The 17,931-nt window shown below is 48.3% G+C and carries 19 protein-coding genes and 1 pseudogene; 15 read left to right on the top strand and 5 right to left on the bottom strand.

The window, feature by feature from the left end:
- Positions 1-138: 138 nt before the first annotated feature.
- The 9 genes from BMY16_RS04805 to BMY16_RS04845 all read left to right on the top strand — a co-directional run bounded on the left by BMY16_RS04805 (position 139) and on the right by BMY16_RS04845 (position 8,598).
- A complete protein-coding gene (locus BMY16_RS04805) occupies positions 139-1,410 on the top strand; it encodes a phosphoglycerate kinase (protein ID WP_091840480.1) in 1,272 nt (423 codons plus the stop codon).
- A 67-nt stretch (positions 1,411-1,477) separates the two neighbouring features.
- Complete coding sequence (locus BMY16_RS04810) at positions 1,478-2,347, top strand: aldose 1-epimerase family protein (RefSeq protein ID WP_091840481.1); 870 nt, start codon at positions 1,478-1,480, stop codon at positions 2,345-2,347.
- Between the two features lie 174 nt (positions 2,348-2,521).
- Complete coding sequence (locus BMY16_RS04815) at positions 2,522-3,004, top strand: RNA polymerase sigma factor (protein ID WP_091840483.1); 483 nt, start codon at positions 2,522-2,524, stop codon at positions 3,002-3,004.
- Positions 3,001-3,573 carry a DUF4974 domain-containing protein gene (locus tag BMY16_RS04820; protein ID WP_091840561.1) on the top strand — a complete coding sequence of 191 codons (573 nt, stop codon included), beginning with the start codon at positions 3,001-3,003 and terminating at the stop codon, positions 3,571-3,573. Before BMY16_RS04815 ends, BMY16_RS04820 begins: the two co-directional genes overlap by 4 nt.
- A complete protein-coding gene (locus tag BMY16_RS04825; RefSeq protein ID WP_170836002.1) occupies positions 3,570-6,137 on the top strand; it encodes an outer membrane beta-barrel family protein in 2,568 nt (855 codons plus the stop codon). The genes BMY16_RS04820 and BMY16_RS04825 overlap by 4 nt, the downstream gene beginning before the upstream one ends.
- Position 6,138: 1 nt before the next feature.
- Positions 6,139-7,185, top strand: coding sequence for a hypothetical protein (locus BMY16_RS04830; protein ID WP_091840487.1), 1,047 nt, complete (start codon positions 6,139-6,141; stop codon positions 7,183-7,185).
- A gap of 506 nt (positions 7,186-7,691) precedes the next feature.
- Positions 7,692-7,910, top strand: a complete 219-nt coding sequence (locus tag BMY16_RS04835; RefSeq protein WP_091840489.1) for a DUF3791 domain-containing protein — start codon at positions 7,692-7,694, stop codon at positions 7,908-7,910.
- Positions 7,910-8,386, top strand: coding sequence for a DUF3990 domain-containing protein (locus BMY16_RS04840; protein ID WP_091840562.1), 477 nt, complete (start codon positions 7,910-7,912; stop codon positions 8,384-8,386). The genes BMY16_RS04835 and BMY16_RS04840 overlap by 1 nt, the downstream gene beginning before the upstream one ends.
- Positions 8,383-8,598, top strand: coding sequence for a hypothetical protein (locus BMY16_RS04845; RefSeq protein ID WP_091840491.1), 216 nt, complete (start codon positions 8,383-8,385; stop codon positions 8,596-8,598). Before BMY16_RS04840 ends, BMY16_RS04845 begins: the two co-directional genes overlap by 4 nt.
- Positions 8,599-8,647: 49 nt before the next feature.
- Here the strand turns inward: BMY16_RS04845 and BMY16_RS04850 are convergent, their stop codons facing one another.
- Both BMY16_RS04850 and BMY16_RS04855 read right to left on the bottom strand, forming a co-directional pair.
- Positions 8,648-9,979, bottom strand: coding sequence for a serpin family protein (locus BMY16_RS04850; protein WP_091840493.1), 1,332 nt, complete (start codon positions 9,977-9,979; stop codon positions 8,648-8,650).
- A gap of 14 nt (positions 9,980-9,993) precedes the next feature.
- Positions 9,994-10,404, bottom strand: a complete 411-nt coding sequence (locus tag BMY16_RS04855) for a lipocalin family protein (RefSeq protein ID WP_091840494.1) — start codon at positions 10,402-10,404, stop codon at positions 9,994-9,996.
- 146 nt (positions 10,405-10,550) lie between these two features.
- Here BMY16_RS04855 and BMY16_RS04860 point away from each other — a divergent pair, with 146 nt between their 5' ends.
- Positions 10,551-11,090: an RNA polymerase sigma factor gene (locus BMY16_RS04860; RefSeq protein WP_091840496.1), complete on the top strand. Its 540-nt coding sequence runs from the start codon at positions 10,551-10,553 to the stop codon at positions 11,088-11,090.
- A 32-nt stretch (positions 11,091-11,122) separates the two neighbouring features.
- Here BMY16_RS04860 and BMY16_RS15425 read toward each other — a convergent pair whose 3' ends face one another.
- Entirely contained in the window at positions 11,123-11,293 is a 171-nt protein-coding gene (locus BMY16_RS15425; protein WP_170836003.1) for a hypothetical protein, read from the bottom strand.
- A 141-nt stretch (positions 11,294-11,434) separates the two neighbouring features.
- Positions 11,435-11,581, bottom strand: coding sequence for a hypothetical protein (locus BMY16_RS15430; protein WP_170836004.1), 147 nt, complete (start codon positions 11,579-11,581; stop codon positions 11,435-11,437).
- A gap of 63 nt (positions 11,582-11,644) precedes the next feature.
- Between BMY16_RS15430 and BMY16_RS15435 the strand changes: the two genes are divergently transcribed.
- The 5 genes from BMY16_RS15435 to BMY16_RS04885 all read left to right on the top strand — a co-directional run bounded on the left by BMY16_RS15435 (position 11,645) and on the right by BMY16_RS04885 (position 17,387).
- A complete protein-coding gene (locus tag BMY16_RS15435; protein WP_170836005.1) occupies positions 11,645-12,226 on the top strand; it encodes an outer membrane beta-barrel protein in 582 nt (193 codons plus the stop codon).
- Between the two features lie 336 nt (positions 12,227-12,562).
- Positions 12,563-13,684 (top strand): AAA family ATPase, encoded by a 1,122-nt coding sequence (locus tag BMY16_RS04870; RefSeq protein ID WP_091840500.1) that lies wholly within the window; start codon positions 12,563-12,565, stop codon positions 13,682-13,684.
- Between the two features lie 99 nt (positions 13,685-13,783).
- Positions 13,784-14,284 (top strand): sigma-70 family RNA polymerase sigma factor, encoded by a 501-nt coding sequence (locus BMY16_RS04875; protein ID WP_091840502.1) that lies wholly within the window; start codon positions 13,784-13,786, stop codon positions 14,282-14,284.
- Positions 14,274-14,822 (top strand): DUF4974 domain-containing protein, encoded by a 549-nt coding sequence (locus BMY16_RS04880; RefSeq protein ID WP_091840504.1) that lies wholly within the window; start codon positions 14,274-14,276, stop codon positions 14,820-14,822. Before BMY16_RS04875 ends, BMY16_RS04880 begins: the two co-directional genes overlap by 11 nt.
- A gap of 18 nt (positions 14,823-14,840) precedes the next feature.
- Positions 14,841-17,387, top strand: a complete 2,547-nt coding sequence (locus tag BMY16_RS04885) for a TonB-dependent receptor (RefSeq protein ID WP_091840505.1) — start codon at positions 14,841-14,843, stop codon at positions 17,385-17,387.
- A 174-nt stretch (positions 17,388-17,561) separates the two neighbouring features.
- Here the strand turns inward: BMY16_RS04885 and BMY16_RS04890 are convergent.
- Positions 17,562-17,840, bottom strand: a pseudogene (locus BMY16_RS04890) (N-acetylmuramoyl-L-alanine amidase); the annotation flags it as partial.
- Positions 17,841-17,931: the final 91 nt, after the last annotated feature.

Consider the following 17,931-nt stretch of genomic DNA (forward strand, 5'->3'; position numbering starts at 1 on the left):
ACATTTCACTTACAATATTTATAAAGAGCGCAAAAAAAGTATAAATTCTCAATTATCAATTCTCAATTATCAATTAAATATCGTAACTTTGCACGCGTTTTAAGAGACATATTTCACATTATTAATAATAATACAATTATGACAATCAACGAATTCAACTTTGCCGGTAAGAAGGCAATCGTACGTGTAGACTTCAACGTACCCCTCGATGAGAATGGTAAGATCACTGACGACACCCGTATCCGTGGTGCCCTGCCTACCCTGAAGAAGATTCTGGCTGATGGTGGTGCTACTATCATCATGTCGCACATGGGTAAGCCCAAAGGTAAGGTAGACATGAAGAAGTCTCTGGGTCAGATCCGTGAGGCCGTAGAGAAGGCCCTCGGTGTTCCCGTAGCTTTCGCTCCCGACTGCGCTAAGGCTGCTGATGCTGCTAAGGCTCTGAAGATGGGCGAGGCTCTGCTGCTCGAGAACCTCCGTTTCTATCCCGAGGAGGAAGGTAAGCCCGTAGGTATCGACAAGGCTGATCCTGCATACGACGAGGCTAAGAAGGCCATGAAGGCCAGCCAGAAGGAGTTTGCCAAGACCCTCGCATCATATGCTGACTGCTACGTGATGGATGCCTTCGGCACCGCTCACCGTAAGCACGCTTCTACCGCTGTCATCGCCGACTACTTCGACGCCGACAACAAGATGCTGGGTCTGCTGATGGAGAAGGAAGTACAGGCTGTCGACGCCGTGCTCTCAAACATCAAGCGTCCGTTCGTAGCCATCATGGGTGGTTCTAAGGTATCTTCTAAGATCGGTATCATCGAGAACCTGCTCGGTAAGGTTGATAAGCTCATCCTCTGCGGTGGTATGACCTACACCTTCGCTAAGGCTCACAATGGTGAGATCGGTAACTCTATCGTTGAGCTCGACAAGCTCGATGTAGCTCTGGGCGTTGAGGAGCTGGCAAAGAAGAACGGCGTAGAGCTCGTGCTCGGTTCTGACTGCACCGCTACCAACGGCCTCGACTTCGGTACCATGACCGTGAAGCCCGGTTCAGAGATCATCACCTGCCCTGCCAACAATGTTCCCGCTGGTTTCGAGGGTGTTGACGCAGGTCCTGCTTCTCAGGACGACTTCCGCAAGGCCATCAAGGGTGCCAAGACCATCCTGTGGAACGGTCCTGCCGGTGTATTCGAGTGCGACGACTTCACAGCTGGTAGCCGCGCTATCGGTGAGGCTATCGCCGAGGCAACTGCCGAGGGTGCATTCTCTCTGATCGGTGGTGGCGACTCTGTAGCTTGTGTCAACAAGTTCGGTCTGGCCGACAAGGTGAGCTACATCTCTACTGGTGGTGGTGCCCTGCTCGAGGCTATCGAGGGTAAGGTTCTCCCCGGTGTAGCAGCCATCAAGGGCGAGTAATTCCCAATACACATTTATTAATAATAGCACAGCCCCCACAAGGGGTTGTGCTTTTTCAAAACAAACTATGGTAGAACTACGAAACGAACAAATCTCCATCACCGTATCGGAGAAAGGAGCTGAGCTCCAGAGCATCAAGGATGCAAATGGTAAAGAATATCTCTGGCAGGGCGATCCCGCATTCTGGCCACGCCGTTCCCCCATCCTCTTCCCCATCGTGTGCAGCGTCAACAACGACACCTATCAGGCCGAAGGTCAGGAGTACCATCTGCCCCGTCATGGCTTTGCCCGCGATACCGACTTCAAGCTGATTAGCAGAAGCGACCGTAAGGTGACCTTCGCCCTCGAGTCGTCCGAAGAGACCAGGAAAGTCTATCCTTACGACTTCACCCTCAGCGTGAGCTATGTCCTCGACGGCAATAAGATCGGCGTCATCTGGCATGTGCACAACACCGACACCCGCGAGATCCATTTCCAGATTGGCGGCCATCCCGCCTTCAACATCCCCGACATGAAAGCCGGAGAGAGCCAGTACGGCCGCATCCGCCTCGACAATGCCGAGCCTCTCGACGGACTGAAAAGCTATATCGACGGTTCACACGAGATGATTGAGGTGCCCGTAGAGACCGAGCAGGGCGTCATCGAGTTCAGCGACAACACCTGGCGCAACGACAGCGTGAAGATCCACAAGAGTCAGGTGCATCGTGCCGAGCTGCTCAACAAGGCTGGCAATCCCGAAGTCACCCTAGAGTTCCGCACCCCAGTGATTGCCTTCTGGAGCCCCTACGGCAAGGAAGCCCCGTTTGTCTGCATCGAACCGTGGTACGGTCTCGGTGACCCGCGCGGCTTCCAGGGAGCGTTCAAGGACAAGCCCCTCATGAACCACCTCCAGCCCGGTGCCTCCTTCATGTCGAAATACGACATCATCATCGGATAAACTTATTTCTCTTAACCTAGGTTAAGACCCATACCCTCGGCAACCAGTTTTCTTGGTTTCGCCGAGGTTTCTTTGTTTGCATTTTTGTATCTTTGCTATATAAATCGTACAATAAAAGTTTGTTATGGGGTTAGCATTTCGGACGGCTAAAGGGTATTACTATAAAAAGACGTGATGGAAAGACATGATATCCAACGGCTGTTCAAGCAGCACTATGCCAAGATGCTGAGGGTGGCACGCACAATCCTCTACGATGAGCAGGAGAGCAAAGATGTGGTCAGCGACATCTTTGAGGGATTGCTCCGTGGACAAACGGTGTTGATGCTCGACACAGAGGAACGCTACCTGCTGACGAGCGTTCGCAACCAATGTCTGAAGCGTATCCGCCATCAAGAAATGAGGATCCGCATGGAAACTGATACTGCAGAACAGACGTCTGATACAGGGGATGAAGACGAGCGCATAACCGACATCGTTGAGTTTGTCGTCAGTCATCTGACAAAACAAGAGCAGCGCATCTTCCACCTTCGTTTCACTGAAGGGTGTAGCTATGAGGAGATCGCTTCAATCGAAGGGATCAGCCGAGTGGCCGTATGGAAACATCTTTCACACGCCTTGAAAGGAATCAGAAACCGTTTTAATCCGAAAGGCTTATGAAAACAAACAACCACAACAAACAGCTTTACCGCGATATGCAGGAAGCCCCCGACAAGTATTCCGACCAGGAGATAGAGGCCATGATGGACGATCTTGACCAAGTGCCCGACGTAGATGAAGCATGGCAGCAGTTTGCCCAGCACCATTTACCCTTGGTGCGCCCCATGCATACGTGGCGTAAGGTCGCTGCCATACTCATTGGCATATTAACGCTATCAGGTATTACCATTGCATCAGTTCACATCGTGCGCCAGTCGCAGCATGAGGAAGTGAATCACGGGGACAGGTTGCGTGATTCAGCCGTCTTGCCGGCGAATCATGAACCTGTCCCCGTGATTCACGCCAAGGCCGGACCTGTAGTTTTCGACAATGTCCCACTCGATAGCATTGCCAAGGACATTGCTACCTATCATCACCTTGATATGGACTTACAGAATGAGCAGGCCAGTCAACTCCGTTTCTATTTCGTATGGAATCAGGAAGAGAGTCTGCAAGAGGTCATAGAGAAGTTGAATATGTTCGAGCAGGTCAATCTGGCTGTAGAGGACGGAAAACTGATTGTCAAATGATGAAGCATCTTGTTATTTCTCTTATCGCCCTGTACTGTTTCTTTGATGTCCAGGCGCAGAAGGTTACGCGCAATTACGATAATGTCTCAATGTCTGAGGCATTGCGTGACCTCAACGAGCAATCGCGGGACTATACCATCAGTTTCATGTACAATGAGTTGGAAGACTTCCGTGTGACTACTAGCATCAGGCACCAATCCGTGCCCGATGCTCTCCGCCAGATTATTGGTTTCTATCCTATACGGGTATCGGAGAAGGGCAAGGGCTCTCTGTTTGTGGAGTGTATTCAAAAGACAAGCGCTCGCTACAAAGGCCATATTATCGACGAAAAGGGGCAGCCCGTTGCCTACGCCAATGTTTACCTGCTTTCTCCATCAGACTCTGGGCGAGTTATCGGTGGTGGTGTGAGCAATGAGGCCGGCCTTTTCGTCATTCCCTGTGATGTAAGGCCAGTTGTGGCCCGCATATCATTCATAGGTTATAAGACTCTCACCAGACAATTCAATAGTAGTGAACTTGGCACAATACGGATGCAGCCTGACAGTTACCGACTAAATGGTGTAGAAGTGAAAGGCTCTCGCCCGCTAGTCAGAATCAAAGATGATGCCTTTGTGACAACTGTTGAGGGCAGCTACCTCTCGAAGATGGGTACTGGCAATGATGTACTGACACATATACCAGGCGTCTTGCACAACGGCAGCAACATCGAGGTATTAGGCCGAGGTACGCCACTCGTCTATATCAATGGTCGGCAGATGCGTGACCTTGGTGAGCTTAGCCTACTAAAAAGCGACCAAATCAAGGATGTGGAAGTTGTCATGACACCTGGTGCCAAATATGATGCTTCGGTACGTTCTGTCATCCGTATCAAGACTATCCGTCCTGTTGGTGAAGGATTCAGCTTCGACAATAAGACGCTGATAGGGATAAACCATTACCTCTTCGGGCAAGAAGAGATAAATGTCAACTATCGCACGGGTGGCCTCGACCTCTTCGCTACGGCTGACATTGAAGACTTTCGGATGAAGGTGGAGAACAAAAGCCGCCAGGATACCTATCTCCAGCACCCCTTTCAGCAGAAGTCCAGCACTCACTATATGCAGCAGGGTATTACAAATTATAGGCCACATACCAATATCTATTATGGGAAGCTGGGATTCAACTATATGTTCGACGATCATCACGCCATCGGCATGACCTACACAGCCGCCTCGCGACCATCCCGACAGAAAAGCAATTTTATAACAGATGCATTCGAGGACGAAACGGTCGATGACCATCTGGCAGGTGACGGTTCCGAAAAAATCAAAAGAATCGAGCACAATGTTAATGCCTACTATTCGGGCACTATTGGCAAGTTGTCGATAGATGCCAATACCGACATGGTGATTCAGAATGAGACCACTGATGCCTTTACTGTGGAGATGGCCAAGGAAAGCGAAAGCCGTAATGTGACAACACGCAGCGAGGCAAAGAACAAACTCTATGCTGCCAAACTTGTAGTAGGCTATCCCGTATGGAAGGGGAAAATCGAATTGGGTGCAGAGGGCAGTTCTGTTCGTCGTACAGATGACTTTCTCAACCCAGAGAGGATCATTATCAGCAGCAGTACAGAGACCAAGGAGTCCAGCGGAGCCGTATTCGCAGAACTGACCCAGCAGATCGGAAAACTGACAGCCAAGGCAGGCTTGCGCTACGAACATGTCGATAGCCGGTACTTCGGAACGATAAACAGTGATACGACCCGCACCTATAACGATATATTCCCCTCGGCTATGCTATCATACCCTATAGGTAAGGTACAGACACGACTCAGCTATGCCCGTAACATCAATCGTCCTGCTTTCAGTCAGTTGACGAGTGATCTGAAATACATCAACCGATATCTCTACGAGAGCGGAAATCCCTACTTGCGTCCAACCTATCGTGATAACCTCTCACTTGCCATTAACTGGAAGTGGATGATGGCGATGATAGACTACGCTTATGTACACGACTATATCATCAGTTCGTACTCCAGTTACAATGGCGACCCGACAATCGCCCTGCTTCAGAAAAACAACACCAGTGGTTTCAATAATCTGCAGGCCATGCTCCATCTTGCGCCGACATTCGGCTGTTATCACCCCCAGTTGATGCTTGCCATAATGTGGCAGGACTTGGAGGTGAAATACTTGGGTGAGACCAGAAAGATGAACGAGCCGATGCACATCGTCCGCTTTAACAATGCTGTCAACCTGCCCAAGGATATCTGGCTGAATGCCGATCTGTCGTGGCGCTCTGCCGGGGATTCGGAGAATATTCATTTGACCCAGTCGTGGCAGTTTGACCTGAGTCTTTACAAGGCATTCTTCCATGACCGCTTGAGCGTGAAACTGGCTGTTAACGATATCTTTGCCTCCATGCGCCAGAAGATCACCATCTTCAGCGATATCCATCAGTTCTACCTGGATAAGCGAACAGACAACCGCAGCCTGAAACTCACTATCCGCTATAACTTCAACCCTGCCCGCTCGAAATACAAGGGTACAGGTGCTGGTAATGACGTCAAGAGCCGACTATAATATGCAACAATTAGACCAATCTTCTTATCAGAAGATCAACGGTTCTTTCCGCAAGAGACTCATCTACCATGCCGGCATTGACTGTGGCTTCTGCGTAGAATTGAACTATATGATCAATGCTATGCTCTATTGCTTGGCAAAGGGGTATCGGTTCCAACTCTATTCTGAAGACGCGAACTTCGGAACAGGTAAGGGGTGGACGGAATATTTCGAGCCTTTCTGCGAGGAAGTCCACGAGACGTTTCATCACAAGTACAACTTGCATCGTCCACCCACATGGCGACGTGTTATAAAGAATGTTACAAAGACAAGATCGCTTTCTTTCGTCTTCTGGAAACTAAAGTTCCTGTTGAAATCGCTTATGGGCCATTGGCTTGCTTATCGGGCGTATGGCGAATATGTAAGGTTGAGTCAGGATGTGGTTTCCGATCCCGATATGCACTACCATATCCTAGCCCTTGGTTTCGATGGCTCCTATTATGAGGCATACACAATGCTGGCAAATATGGTTTGGCGACCCCAGCCGGATGTGAAACGGCAGATAGCAGAGACCATTGGCAGTCTTTCACTTCCCTGTGTTTATTCTGGTGTTCAGATTCGGGGTGGTGACAAGGCAAAGGAAGCACGACTGATCAGTGGTAAGCAAATAATAGAAGCTCTGCATCCTGCCGATGGTGAGTGTATCTTCGCACTTGCCGACAACTACATCAAATTAGAAAAAGTGCGGAGTGAGTTTCCTAAATTGCGTATTGTTTCCCTATGCCAGCCAGAAGACCAAGGCTACTTTCACCAGACATTTAGCTATTCAGAACCACAGGAGAAGAAAGCAGCAATAACCAGACTCATTGTTTCTGTTGACCTGTTGCTTCATGCCAAGAAATTTGCGGGCAGCATCACGACTGCACCCAGCGTATTCATCATGAAACTGAGATATGCAGAACCTACAGTTGTGGCGGTCGATTGTTCGAAAGATACATTAGAATCAGTCCTTACCCTTCCCATAGACAGTCGTGCTGCCATCTCTGCAGAAAGAATAAGGTCAGTGTAGTGAGGGCTAATATTATATAAAAGGTCATGTCAGGGTGGGCTTTTTCGTAAAAAAGTTGTAACTTCGCACAAAAAACTTGCCAAAAGAGTTTAGTAATTCGGTTTTCGTGTGTATTCATGCTGGACAAAACGAACGCAACCGACTATAAATTCTCTCTCGTCTGGGCAGTTGTCAGCCTTCGTGCTGACGCTGCCCTTTTCAAAGAAATCAAAATCACAAGAAATATGGAAACAATCTCATTCCGTCTCGTTCTGCATAGCTTAAGACTTTGGCCGCAATAAGGCCAACGGCGTCTATCATGACAGCAAGGAAAGAGAACCAAACAGAACGTATTAGAATAAGCAAAGTACCATAGAAGAGGGTTCCCCTGTAAGTGCGGGTGATTGACAAAATTGTTCTCAACGAATGTCAATTGGATTCGTTGAGGACATTTTCTGTGAGAAAAACTTGTAGTATCAGAAAAAAGTTGTATCTTTGTCCCCAGTTAAATAAGGTAATACAAAATTATGTTTAGCGTAAAAGACATTGCAGAGTACATCGTGGCACTCATTGCTGCCTTTGCCAATTATTATCAGATGACCGAGGTCGAGGCATATCGATATCTGAGCAGTCACGGCGCTATCAAGGTGGCCCACGACTTTTACGATGTGATGCATACCCAGTCGTTTGACGACATGGTGCAGAGCATGGCCAGCTATTGCCGCAGAAATGGAGGCAGCCTATGATAACGCTCTACCACGGCTCGACGCAGGACATCGATCATATTGATCTGCAGAAGTCACGGCCCAATAAAGATTTCGGACGCGGTTTCTACCTTTCTGCCGATCGTCAGCAAGCATGGCGCATGGCTGAATTCAAGGCACTCACTGAGGGTGGATCGCCCGTGATGAATGCCTACTGTTTTGATGAGCAAGTGCTCAGCAGCGGTGAATTGAGAGTGTTGACCTTTGAGAGCTATACTCGCGATTGGGCTGAGTTCATTTTCCTCAACCGCAACAATCCCTCAGCACAGTCTGCTCACGACTACGACATAGTATACGGCCCTATCGCCAATGACCGCGTTGGTGTGCAGATAGGTAAGTACGAGGCTGGCGACATCACGCTCGACCAGTTTCTGGAGAACTTGAAGTATATGAAAGGTATCACGTTCCAGTATTATTTCGGTACGGAACGGGCCATCGCAAAACTCACAAAGCTATGAGTACCCAGAACGTAACACCACAGGAGTTCAGCTATCTGAAGGAACAACTGACTGCCCGAATGATTCAGATCCTTGTCGAGGAGCATGGCTATACCATGGAAGAAGCTATAGACAAAATCTATACTTCACCTATCTACGAAAAACTCTCCGATGCGAACACGGGGCTCTTTTTCCAGTCGCCCCGCTACGTATTATCATACATTGCTGTGTAACTCGAGGCCCAAGAATAGCAGGAAAAAACTTTAACTAATGACATCAGGTTTATTTGCCAGTAAACCTGCCGACGAAGAGAATAACGCCTGAGGAGGACTCTCGGATAACGTAAACGAAGGGACGGTTGGCGTGGAAGGTAGCCTTGGGATTTTCAACTGGGGCTGCAGATCCAAATTTAACTCCTGCTATAGTAACGGCTGCGGCCTCAGAGCCTTCTTCATTTACCTTAATAGCAGCCTTTTGGCGCATCATACTGATATAGACCGGTCTTTCGCACATATTGGGAATCTCTGCCAAAGATGGGTCGAAAACCAGATTGATGCCCATCTTTTGCAACAAGCCGATAAGGCCATGATTAATATCAAGTCCATCTGTATCCGAATTTGTCTCGAAGCGTGGTAGTTTCAGGTCTACCTCATGGGGAGCGAAGTAGTATGCATACATCGTAGCAATTCCATCTTCTATCTCACAGAAAGCTCCACCATTGTCAATACCGCCTGCCGATATTGAGTTGATAACATCGTCTATGGTCTTTCCTTCTTCTGGAAGCAATACTGTCATGTTCCACATACCATTGCCATAGGGGATCTTAACGGCTGAATAGAGACGATTCTTCATATATTGGATGAGCACATTCTGGTGCATCAGGGGAAGTTTCGTCTTGCCATCTTCTGTTGTAAAAGTCTCTTCTTTGGTGTTCTTCTTGTCGAACTTCGAGGCCCAGTCAGCCTTGAAATAGATAGCGTTGAGCAGATACGACACCGTCGCAGGATCCACCTCGTCGAGAATGGTAGGAATCATGCCTTTAGTCTTTTCGTCACACCAGCCGTTGATATGGTTGAGTGTCTGAGGATCCGTGAAGTCGAGTGCTTCAGCTTTGGCATCGTAATAGGTCTGCATGTCCTTTTGAAACTGCTCCTTGAGGGTGTATAATTTGTTTAGGAAGATGGCGTTGGCCATGTTTAGCGTCACCTTCTCGTCCACTTTCGGCAGACCATCAACCATCTTCTTGCAATATTCATTGACTGCTTGGATCCCCCCTTCGTGGAAACCTAACACTTGCTCCAACTCTTTCTCAGTCATTCCTGTGGCAGCATCGTTCACCATTCCCAAGACATAGGTGATGCTCAATGGTGAGTAGACGAAGCTCTTGCCAGTCTTATCAACCTCATTCACTGTTTTCAGGAAGTTCAACGTAAAGGCGTTGTTGTCGTTAGTAAACGTCTGTTGTTCTTCTGTCAGTTGTATCGGCTGTGCCTCCGACAGCATATTCACCAATCGCTTGGCCTCACCAAGATCAACATTCTCATCTTCTGATGAGGAACACGACGACATCGCGCTAATTATCACAACAGCAACAATCACAAACAGATTTTTCATATTTTATTATTTTTTTAATTTCGAGAAAACCTAAGATACAGACTATTGTCGCTCCAGTATTCATTGGGGATCTCATCCCATTCCATCTCGTCTCTTGATAATTTAACAATAGTATATTCAAAGACTATCTGACCGTAATAGGATTCAGTATTCGTAAGATGCACAGTAATACGATTTCCCTCGATTTCGTATCTGAAAGATTTTGTGGGAAATAGTTCCGAACTGCCAGTACCATCGGCATTGAACTTGAAACTAATCATGTCAGCAGTGTCTCCATATTTTGGATTCTTACTCTGATGACTCGCTTCCCATTCTCCAACAATCAGTTTAGGATTGACAATAATTGAATCATAATCATCATCACTGCTACATCCTGCCGACATCAGCAGAAGCATGCACAACCAGATTATACTTTTCTTATTCATAACATCATTACTATTTCTTTCTGCAAATATAACACGGGAAAAGGGTAAATCTTGTATGTTATTGTGTTAAAGAATCAAAAAAACCAAGCAATTCCATACAAGATTTGCGTAATTTTGGATTCTTAAAATAGAAACAAGGAATTAAAATGGTCGAACAACTCGTTGAGCGCATACGGCAGAAAGACCAGAGGGCGATGAGTCAGCTCTATCAAATGTATATTGAGGAGCTCTCATCGGTCTGCTATCGCTATGTGCCTTCGGAGAGCGACGCCAAGGATGTACTACAGAACAGTTTCGTGAAGATATTCACATCGGTTCCTACTATTGACTATCGCGACGAGCCATCGTTTCGAGGTTGGATGAAAAAGGTGGTGGTAAATGAGGCGCTGACCTTTCTAAAAGAAAAGAAAAAACTACAGTTTATGGCACAGGAAATAGATAACCTGGATATTCCCGACGATGAGCCCTCTACGGAACGAATCACTGCAGACGAGTTACACCAGCTAATCAGCGAATTGCCCGACGGCTATCGCACGGTGATGAACCTCTATGTCTTCGAAGGTTATTCGCATAAGAAGATTGCAGAATCATTAGGCTTCACGCCCTCAACATCAGCCTCTCAACTATATTTCGCCAAACGGCTATTATCAAAGAAGGTAAAGGAACTTTTGAACAAAAGAAAATGAAAGAAGACTGGATAAAACAACAGAGAAAAAAGCTAGAGGGGCATCGGAAGACGCCGCCTGCCGGACTTTGGGAGGGCATCTGTGAACAGATGGGGCTCACTCCTGAGCCTGTTCGCCAGTCGTTTACCATTAGGCACAGGTATTGGGTTGCGGCTGCAGCAGTCATAGCCCTTATAGGGCTCTTTATGGTCTATCAGTTCCAAAGCGAGCCGGAAAAGCCGTTGTACTCTACAAATTCTGAACCGTCAATAAATTCTAAATCCTCTATCAGTTCGGAATCATTTATAAGCTCAGAGACACTTGTTAGTTCAAAGCCGTCTATAGGGCCAAAGCCGTCTGTAAGTTCAGAGCATCCCCATCTTCTGGCAGAGGAAAAGGAAGCCCACTCCGATGATGAAATGCTTCAGCAGTCTCACATCGACACTGATACGCTTCAACAAACAGAAAGTCCGCCCATTCCCACTAATCCTGTAACCCATAGCTATTCTCATTTTGAAGGTAATCAAACCTCTTACGCCTCCCCCACTACTCAGTTTCATAAGTGGTCTTTGGGTGTGAACGCCTCGGGTGGACTTCTTGCAGCCAATACCTCTCAGCGAACGAATCATTACTATGGGAATTCAAAAGAGACAGGCTACACTGCTGGCAATGAAGTAAAAGACGTGTCAGAGCACCATCTCCCAATACGTTTCGGACTAAGTGTAAGCTATCAGCTAACACCCTTCTTAGCCCTGAACAGCGGCATCAGCTATACCTATCTATATTCAGAATTCAGCAGCCCGCTTGATAAGAATATCAATTTCGACCAGAAGCTGCATTATCTCGGAATCCCCCTTGGCGTAACCTGGCAGTTGTGGTCAGCCAACCGTTTCCACTTCTACGTTTCTGGCGGCATGATGCTGGAGAAGTGTATAAGTGCTGAAAGGGACGGCAGTTCTATAAGCAAAAAACCTTGGCAGTGGTCCGCCGAAGCTGCGGCAGGTGCCGAATACACCTTCACCCGTCGGTTTGGTGTCTACTTAGAGCCTTCACTTGGCTATTATTTCAATGACGGCAGTTCGCTGGAGCACTATTACAAGGAGCACCCATGGACACCATCCCTTGAGTTTGGTATACGGCTTCACCTAAACAAATAGGGATTGTTGAAACCTCCAAGGCTTTCAACGAAAAAAAACGCTATACCCCCATAACACGAGATGGAATCACGCATATAAATCCCCGGGACTGTTAGTGGTCTCGGGGATTTTCTTTACTTAGGCTGTCGAGCCTGCTCAGGCTCGAACATCGTTCATGGCTGTAGGTCGGCGTACAACGCCACCCGCTCGAAGTACAAGGGCACCGGTGCCGGCAATGCCGAGAAGAGCCGCCTGTGACAGCATAAATAAAGTTAAAATACTGGCTGGGTTCTTGTTTTATAATAAGATTATAATTATCTTTGCATAAAGTTTGAACCCTTTCAGTATCAGCACGCTATGACTGTTGTGAATCCATTCATCACCCAAGGCTACCTGTCGCCGCACTATTTCTGCGACCGTGTAGAGGAGACCAAGTACCTGACCGACCTTGTCGTTAACGGCAACAATGTCGCCCTTATCTCCCCGCGCCGCCTTGGGAAGACCGGGCTTATCTGCCATTGCTTCGAGCAGCCACAGATGAAAGACCATTACCATACATTCATCATAGATATCTATGCCACCAAGAATCTGCAGGAACTGGTGTTCTATCTGGGCAAAAGCATCCTGGGGACATTAAAGCCACAAGGCCGCAAAGTGTGGGAACGGTTCGTCAATACACTCAGTTCCTTGCGCAGCAGCATTTCGTTTGATATCAACGGACTGCCGGAATGGGGGCTTGGCGTGGGCGATGTCAAGGCACCTCAGACTACACTCGATGAGATTTTCATGTATCTCGAACAGGCAGACAAGCCATGTATCGTGGCAATCGACGAATTTCAGGTTGTGGCAGACTATCCTGAGAAAAACGCAGAGGCGATACTCCGTACACACATACAACGTTGTCAGAACACGCGGTTTATCTATGCAGGTTCGCAACGGCACATGATGGCCGAGATCTTCGCCACACCCTCACGTCCGTTTTATCAAAGTACCAGCATGATGTCGCTTGCTCCTATTGACATAGAAAAATACGTGGAGTTTGCACAAAGCCTGTTCAGGGAATACCGCAAAGACATAGGACAGGAGACCATAGAAGAGGTCTATCAACGCTACGAAGGTGTCACCTGGTATGTCCAGACGATACTCAACGCCCTGTTCGCAATGACGGAGCCTGGGGGTAAATGCTTGTCAGAATCCATAGGCTATGCTATCCAGCAGGTTATTACCCAACAGAGTTTTGCCTATAGCGCCCTTCTCTTTCAACTGCCATCGAAACAGAAAGAGGTATTGATGGCCATTTGCAAAGAAGGAAAAGCCACCAATATCACCTCGCGCCCATTCCTGCAACGTCACCATCTTACCGCCAGTACTGTTCAGGGAGCCGTCAAGGGGCTGCTTGAGAAAGACATCATTACGCAGGACTTGGGAACCTATAGCGTTTACGACAATTTCTTCGCTATGTGGCTGATGCAACAATAACAGAATTCCGCTTTTTTACTGAAAGGCGGAATTATTTTGTACTTTTGCTTAGGAAAACGGGGTGCCCGATTGTATATAGAGTAAAAGACAAGCGACAAGATGATTGAAAAGCAAGCGTTCGAACAGATCTTCCGACGTCACTACGACGGGATGTTCCGGCTGGCCAGACGGATGCTCGGCAGTGACGAGGAAAGCAAGGATGTGGTAAGCGACGTGTTCGCCCAATTGCTGAACAGCCATGCCGACCTGCGGCCGGATACGCTGCAAGGCTTTCTGCTGACGAGTGTTCGTAACCGCTGCGTCAATCTGTTGGCACACAAGCAGCGGGAACAGGCCGCGCAGGTGGAACTGAGACCACTTCAGCAGGAGACTTTCCAAGAGCCAAAAGATCAGGATCAGCTCGACGCCCTCCACCACTACATCGACACTGAGCTACCCCCACTCTCGCAGCAGATTCTCCGCCTACGCTACCAGCAGGGGCTGAAGTACCGCGAGATAGCCGAGACGCTCAAGGTCAGCGAGGTCACCGTACACAATCACCTGTCGCAGTCGCTCAAACAAATGAAGGAATACTTTAAAGCAAAAGGTTATGACATCTAACGACAAACTGGAGGATCTCCTCAAGCAAATGTATGCACAAGAGGACGAGACCATAGACACCTCGGACATCATCGACGAGGAATGGCAGAAATTTGAGGCCAGGCACTTTGCGCCCAAGCGCCGTTCCTGGGGCTGGATGCAGATAGCAGCAGCCTTTATCGGCCTGCTGATGCTCTCGGGCATCGCCTACGCTGCCATCCATCTCGTCAGCAGCAGCCGCTCGCAGCAGGCTGAAATGGCGGCAGACACTACGGCGGTGGCCCCCACCCTGCCCACTGCTGTCGACTCTAAGCTATCAGCAGCCGACAGCATCCCGCAGACACGCATCTTTGAGAACGCACCACTCGACGAGATGATCACGGAGATAGCCCAATATTATAATAAGGTGGCAGACATCGAGAGCGAAGAGGCTCACGAGTTGCGCCTGTATTACAAGTGGGAACCGAAGGATGCGCTCGAAGACGTGGTGGCCGACCTGAACCACTTCGACCACGTAAGCCTCGCCATCGAGGATGACAAACTGATTGTGAAACCTTAACCCCACAAAAAGACACACATGAAAAAGATATTGATACTGCTATTGCTGTGCGCTGTCGTCAGCAGCGCACAGGGGCAAAAGATTACCCGTATTTACCAGAGCCAGTCGCTCAGCCGCGTGCTGGAGGATCTGAATGCCGCCACATCGCACCACGAAATATCCTTCGTCTATAACGACCTGGAAGACTTCACCGTCACTTGCCGACTGGATCAGGCAAGCCTTGAGGATGCCTTGATGAAGGTCGTAGGCTTCTATCCCGTCCGCATCGTCCGCGACGGCGAGAAGTATTTCGTGGAGTGTACCCACAAGACAGAGCGCCACCTGAAGGGACGGCTCATCGACAACCAGAACCAGCCAGTGGCCTACGCCAACGTCTCACTGCTCAGCCCCGCCGACTCCTCTCTCATCGGTGGTGGCGTGAGCAATGAGAACGGCGACTTCGTCATCCCTACGGAGGCCTATCGCGTCATCGTGAAATGCACTTTCATCGGTTACAAGACGCTGCTCCGCACCTGCGAGGTCGGCGACATCGGCACCCTTCAGCTCCAGCCTGCCGAATACACCATCAATGGCATCACCGTTGAGGGCACACATATCATGAACTATGTGGATAAGTCCGTCCACTCCTTTTCTGCTGATCAGATTAAACAAGCACGCAATGTCCGTGATCTTTTGGAACATGTGGAGGATTTAAAGATTGATCCCACTACCAATAAAATCAAGCGCATGGACGGTGGTGACGTGAAGATTTTACTTAATGGCGTCAGTGCATCAGACATAGACCTGAAGGGGATCCCTGCCAATAAGATCGCCAAAGTGGAGTATTACAACATCCCTCCTGCCCGTTATGCCGATGCCGGTATCGTGATCAACGTACTGACGAAGAAGATGGACAATGGCCTCAATGCAGGTATTGAGGCGCGTACCGCCTTTACAACTGGCTTTACTGATGACGAGGCTTACTTCAACTACACTTCAGGAAACCATCAATTGGCTCTCTCTTACACATTCAGCCTGCGTGAATATACCAAACGGTATTCAGAGCATGAATATAACTATTTGCTCGATGGCCAGCCGACACGCTATTATCGTAAGATGCATGACAAGTTTGGCTATACATGGAATGACCCCGTTATCAAATACACCTATAACAAACCTGATAACATCGCAGTACAAGTAGTGGCCACACCCCATTTCGATACTTTCCATAGTGACGGAAAGAGCGATATCAATATCCACTCTGCCGTAAACGACATCAAAGGAGACGGCACGATGAGCAGCCGGGAAAGGTCCTTCGGTCCAAACCTGAATGTCTATATCCAGAAGACCCTGCCCAAGGGTCAAGTGCTTGACATCGATCTTGTAGGAACCTATTATCATAACAAAGATGCTTCTAAAAACGAGCAGACAGACCTTGCCAATGGTAGCAGTCTACTATCGGATGCACAGAACAAGAAAAATGACAAGTACTCTTTCATCGGAGAAGTGGCTTACACAAAAAAGTGGAAGAAGAGCAGTCTTAGCCTCGGCTATCGCGGCACATTCGGACGCTCCACTGCCACCATCAGCAATGTCCTCTCCGACTATCAGAATTACGAATATTCATCAGCCAGTTATAAAAACTATTTCTATGCCGAATATATTGGCTCGCTTGGTCAGAAACTGACCTACCGCATCGGCGCTGGTGCCACTTTGGTGACTCAGGACAATAATGATACCCACGATTCGCGCTGGCTCTTCACACCCAAACTCATACTGAACACTAATCTCTCGAAGACAATGAGCCTACAATGGGTTACATCCTCTTCGTCCAACATACCGTCCATCTCACAACTGAGCAACAATGCAAGTTTGTTGATCCCTGGTGTGATGACAATAGGCAATCCTTATCTGAAGAGCTACAATTCCTATACAACGGAATTGATTCACAGATGGAACCTTGGATGGCTCAATACCAGATTCTCCATATTATATACATATAGAGATTCGCCTATCAGCCATTACTATACAGAACAGCAGATTAAAGGTCGGAAGTATATTGTGGGAATGAATGAAAATGCCAACTACTCGTCAGATTTCGGAGGCTCTTATATGCTGACGGTCAAACCATTCAATAGTGAGATCCTGACTTTAGTTATGCAAGGATATGTTTATTATCAGACCGTCAGTAGTCCCATTATCGGACTTTATCATCACACCTGGGCACCACTTTATTTCGGCATCAACTTCCGTAAGGGCAACTGGGGTGTCAGCTATCAGGGTAACATTGTATCAAAACGCCTAAGGGGCTCTTCTTTGGATGCAGGTGAGAATAAGTCGCATCTGCAGGTGTTCTGGCAGAAGAACAACTGGCGGATCTACGCGGAAGACTATTGGCTCTTCACCCGCTCGCACTATTCGGGCAACAGTTTACCCACCAGCATCCTGCAAAGTACACACAAGACTTGGATTGACGACAACAAGTCAATGTTCGTCCTCGGCTTCAGTTACGATTTCTCCAGTGGAAAGAACCTGAAGATCAAACGCAAACTGCAGAATAAAGACTCGGATACAGGTGCTTTCTGAAGCATTGAGCCGACTGTTAAATTGGTAACTCTTTGTGTTCAGATAAATTCGTCACAGGGAGACTATCCCCCCATAACACGAGATGGAATCACGCATATAAATCCCCGGGGCCGTTGGTGGTCTCGGGGATTTTCTTTACTTAGGCTGTCGAGCGTGAGCAGGCTCGAACATCGTTCATGGCTGCAGGCTGGCGTACTCACGGGCGACGTTCTCGATGCAGGGGCAGGCCTTCTGCGGATTTAGGTCGTGATGGCCTACGATGAGGGCCTGCGGGTAGCGGCGGTGCAGATCCTTGAGGAGTGCCCGGAGGGCAGCCTTCTGCTCGGGAGTGCGGGTGTCGGCGGGTTGACCGCGGATGTCGAGCCCGCCCTCGTAGCAGATGCCTATCGAGTGGGCATTGTGGTTCAGGCAGTGGGCACCGATCATGAACTCCGGACGGCCGGGCTCTATCTTTGATTTCGCTTTCATAATGATTCTGATTTAGTCGTAATATAACTACCAGTTAGTCGTAATATAACTACCAGTTAGTCGTAATATAACTACC

It is taken from the genome of Prevotella sp. ne3005 (assembly GCF_900110085.1).
Classification (GTDB): Bacteria; Bacteroidota; Bacteroidia; order Bacteroidales; family Bacteroidaceae; genus Prevotella.

Coding starts and splice junctions, on each gene's coding strand:
- BMY16_RS04805 (WP_091840480.1), top strand. CDS start 139: ATGACAATCAACGAATTCAACTTTGCCGGTAAGAAGGCAATCGTACGT.
- BMY16_RS04810 (WP_091840481.1), top strand. CDS start 1,478: ATGGTAGAACTACGAAACGAACAAATCTCCATCACCGTATCGGAGAAA.
- BMY16_RS04815 (WP_091840483.1), top strand. CDS start 2,522: ATGGAAAGACATGATATCCAACGGCTGTTCAAGCAGCACTATGCCAAG.
- BMY16_RS04820 (WP_091840561.1), top strand. CDS start 3,001: ATGAAAACAAACAACCACAACAAACAGCTTTACCGCGATATGCAGGAA.
- BMY16_RS04825 (WP_170836002.1), top strand. CDS start 3,570: ATGATGAAGCATCTTGTTATTTCTCTTATCGCCCTGTACTGTTTCTTT.
- BMY16_RS04830 (WP_091840487.1), top strand. CDS start 6,139: ATGCAACAATTAGACCAATCTTCTTATCAGAAGATCAACGGTTCTTTC.
- BMY16_RS04835 (WP_091840489.1), top strand. CDS start 7,692: ATGTTTAGCGTAAAAGACATTGCAGAGTACATCGTGGCACTCATTGCT.
- BMY16_RS04845 (WP_091840491.1), top strand. CDS start 8,383: ATGAGTACCCAGAACGTAACACCACAGGAGTTCAGCTATCTGAAGGAA.
- BMY16_RS04850 (WP_091840493.1), bottom strand. CDS start 9,979: ATGAAAAATCTGTTTGTGATTGTTGCTGTTGTGATAATTAGCGCGATG.
- BMY16_RS04855 (WP_091840494.1), bottom strand. CDS start 10,404: ATGAATAAGAAAAGTATAATCTGGTTGTGCATGCTTCTGCTGATGTCG.
- BMY16_RS04860 (WP_091840496.1), top strand. CDS start 10,551: ATGGTCGAACAACTCGTTGAGCGCATACGGCAGAAAGACCAGAGGGCG.
- BMY16_RS15430 (WP_170836004.1), bottom strand. CDS start 11,581: ATGAGAATAGCTATGGGTTACAGGATTAGTGGGAATGGGCGGACTTTC.
- BMY16_RS04870 (WP_091840500.1), top strand. CDS start 12,563: ATGACTGTTGTGAATCCATTCATCACCCAAGGCTACCTGTCGCCGCAC.
- BMY16_RS04875 (WP_091840502.1), top strand. CDS start 13,784: ATGATTGAAAAGCAAGCGTTCGAACAGATCTTCCGACGTCACTACGAC.
- BMY16_RS04880 (WP_091840504.1), top strand. CDS start 14,274: ATGACATCTAACGACAAACTGGAGGATCTCCTCAAGCAAATGTATGCA.
- BMY16_RS04885 (WP_091840505.1), top strand. CDS start 14,841: ATGAAAAAGATATTGATACTGCTATTGCTGTGCGCTGTCGTCAGCAGC.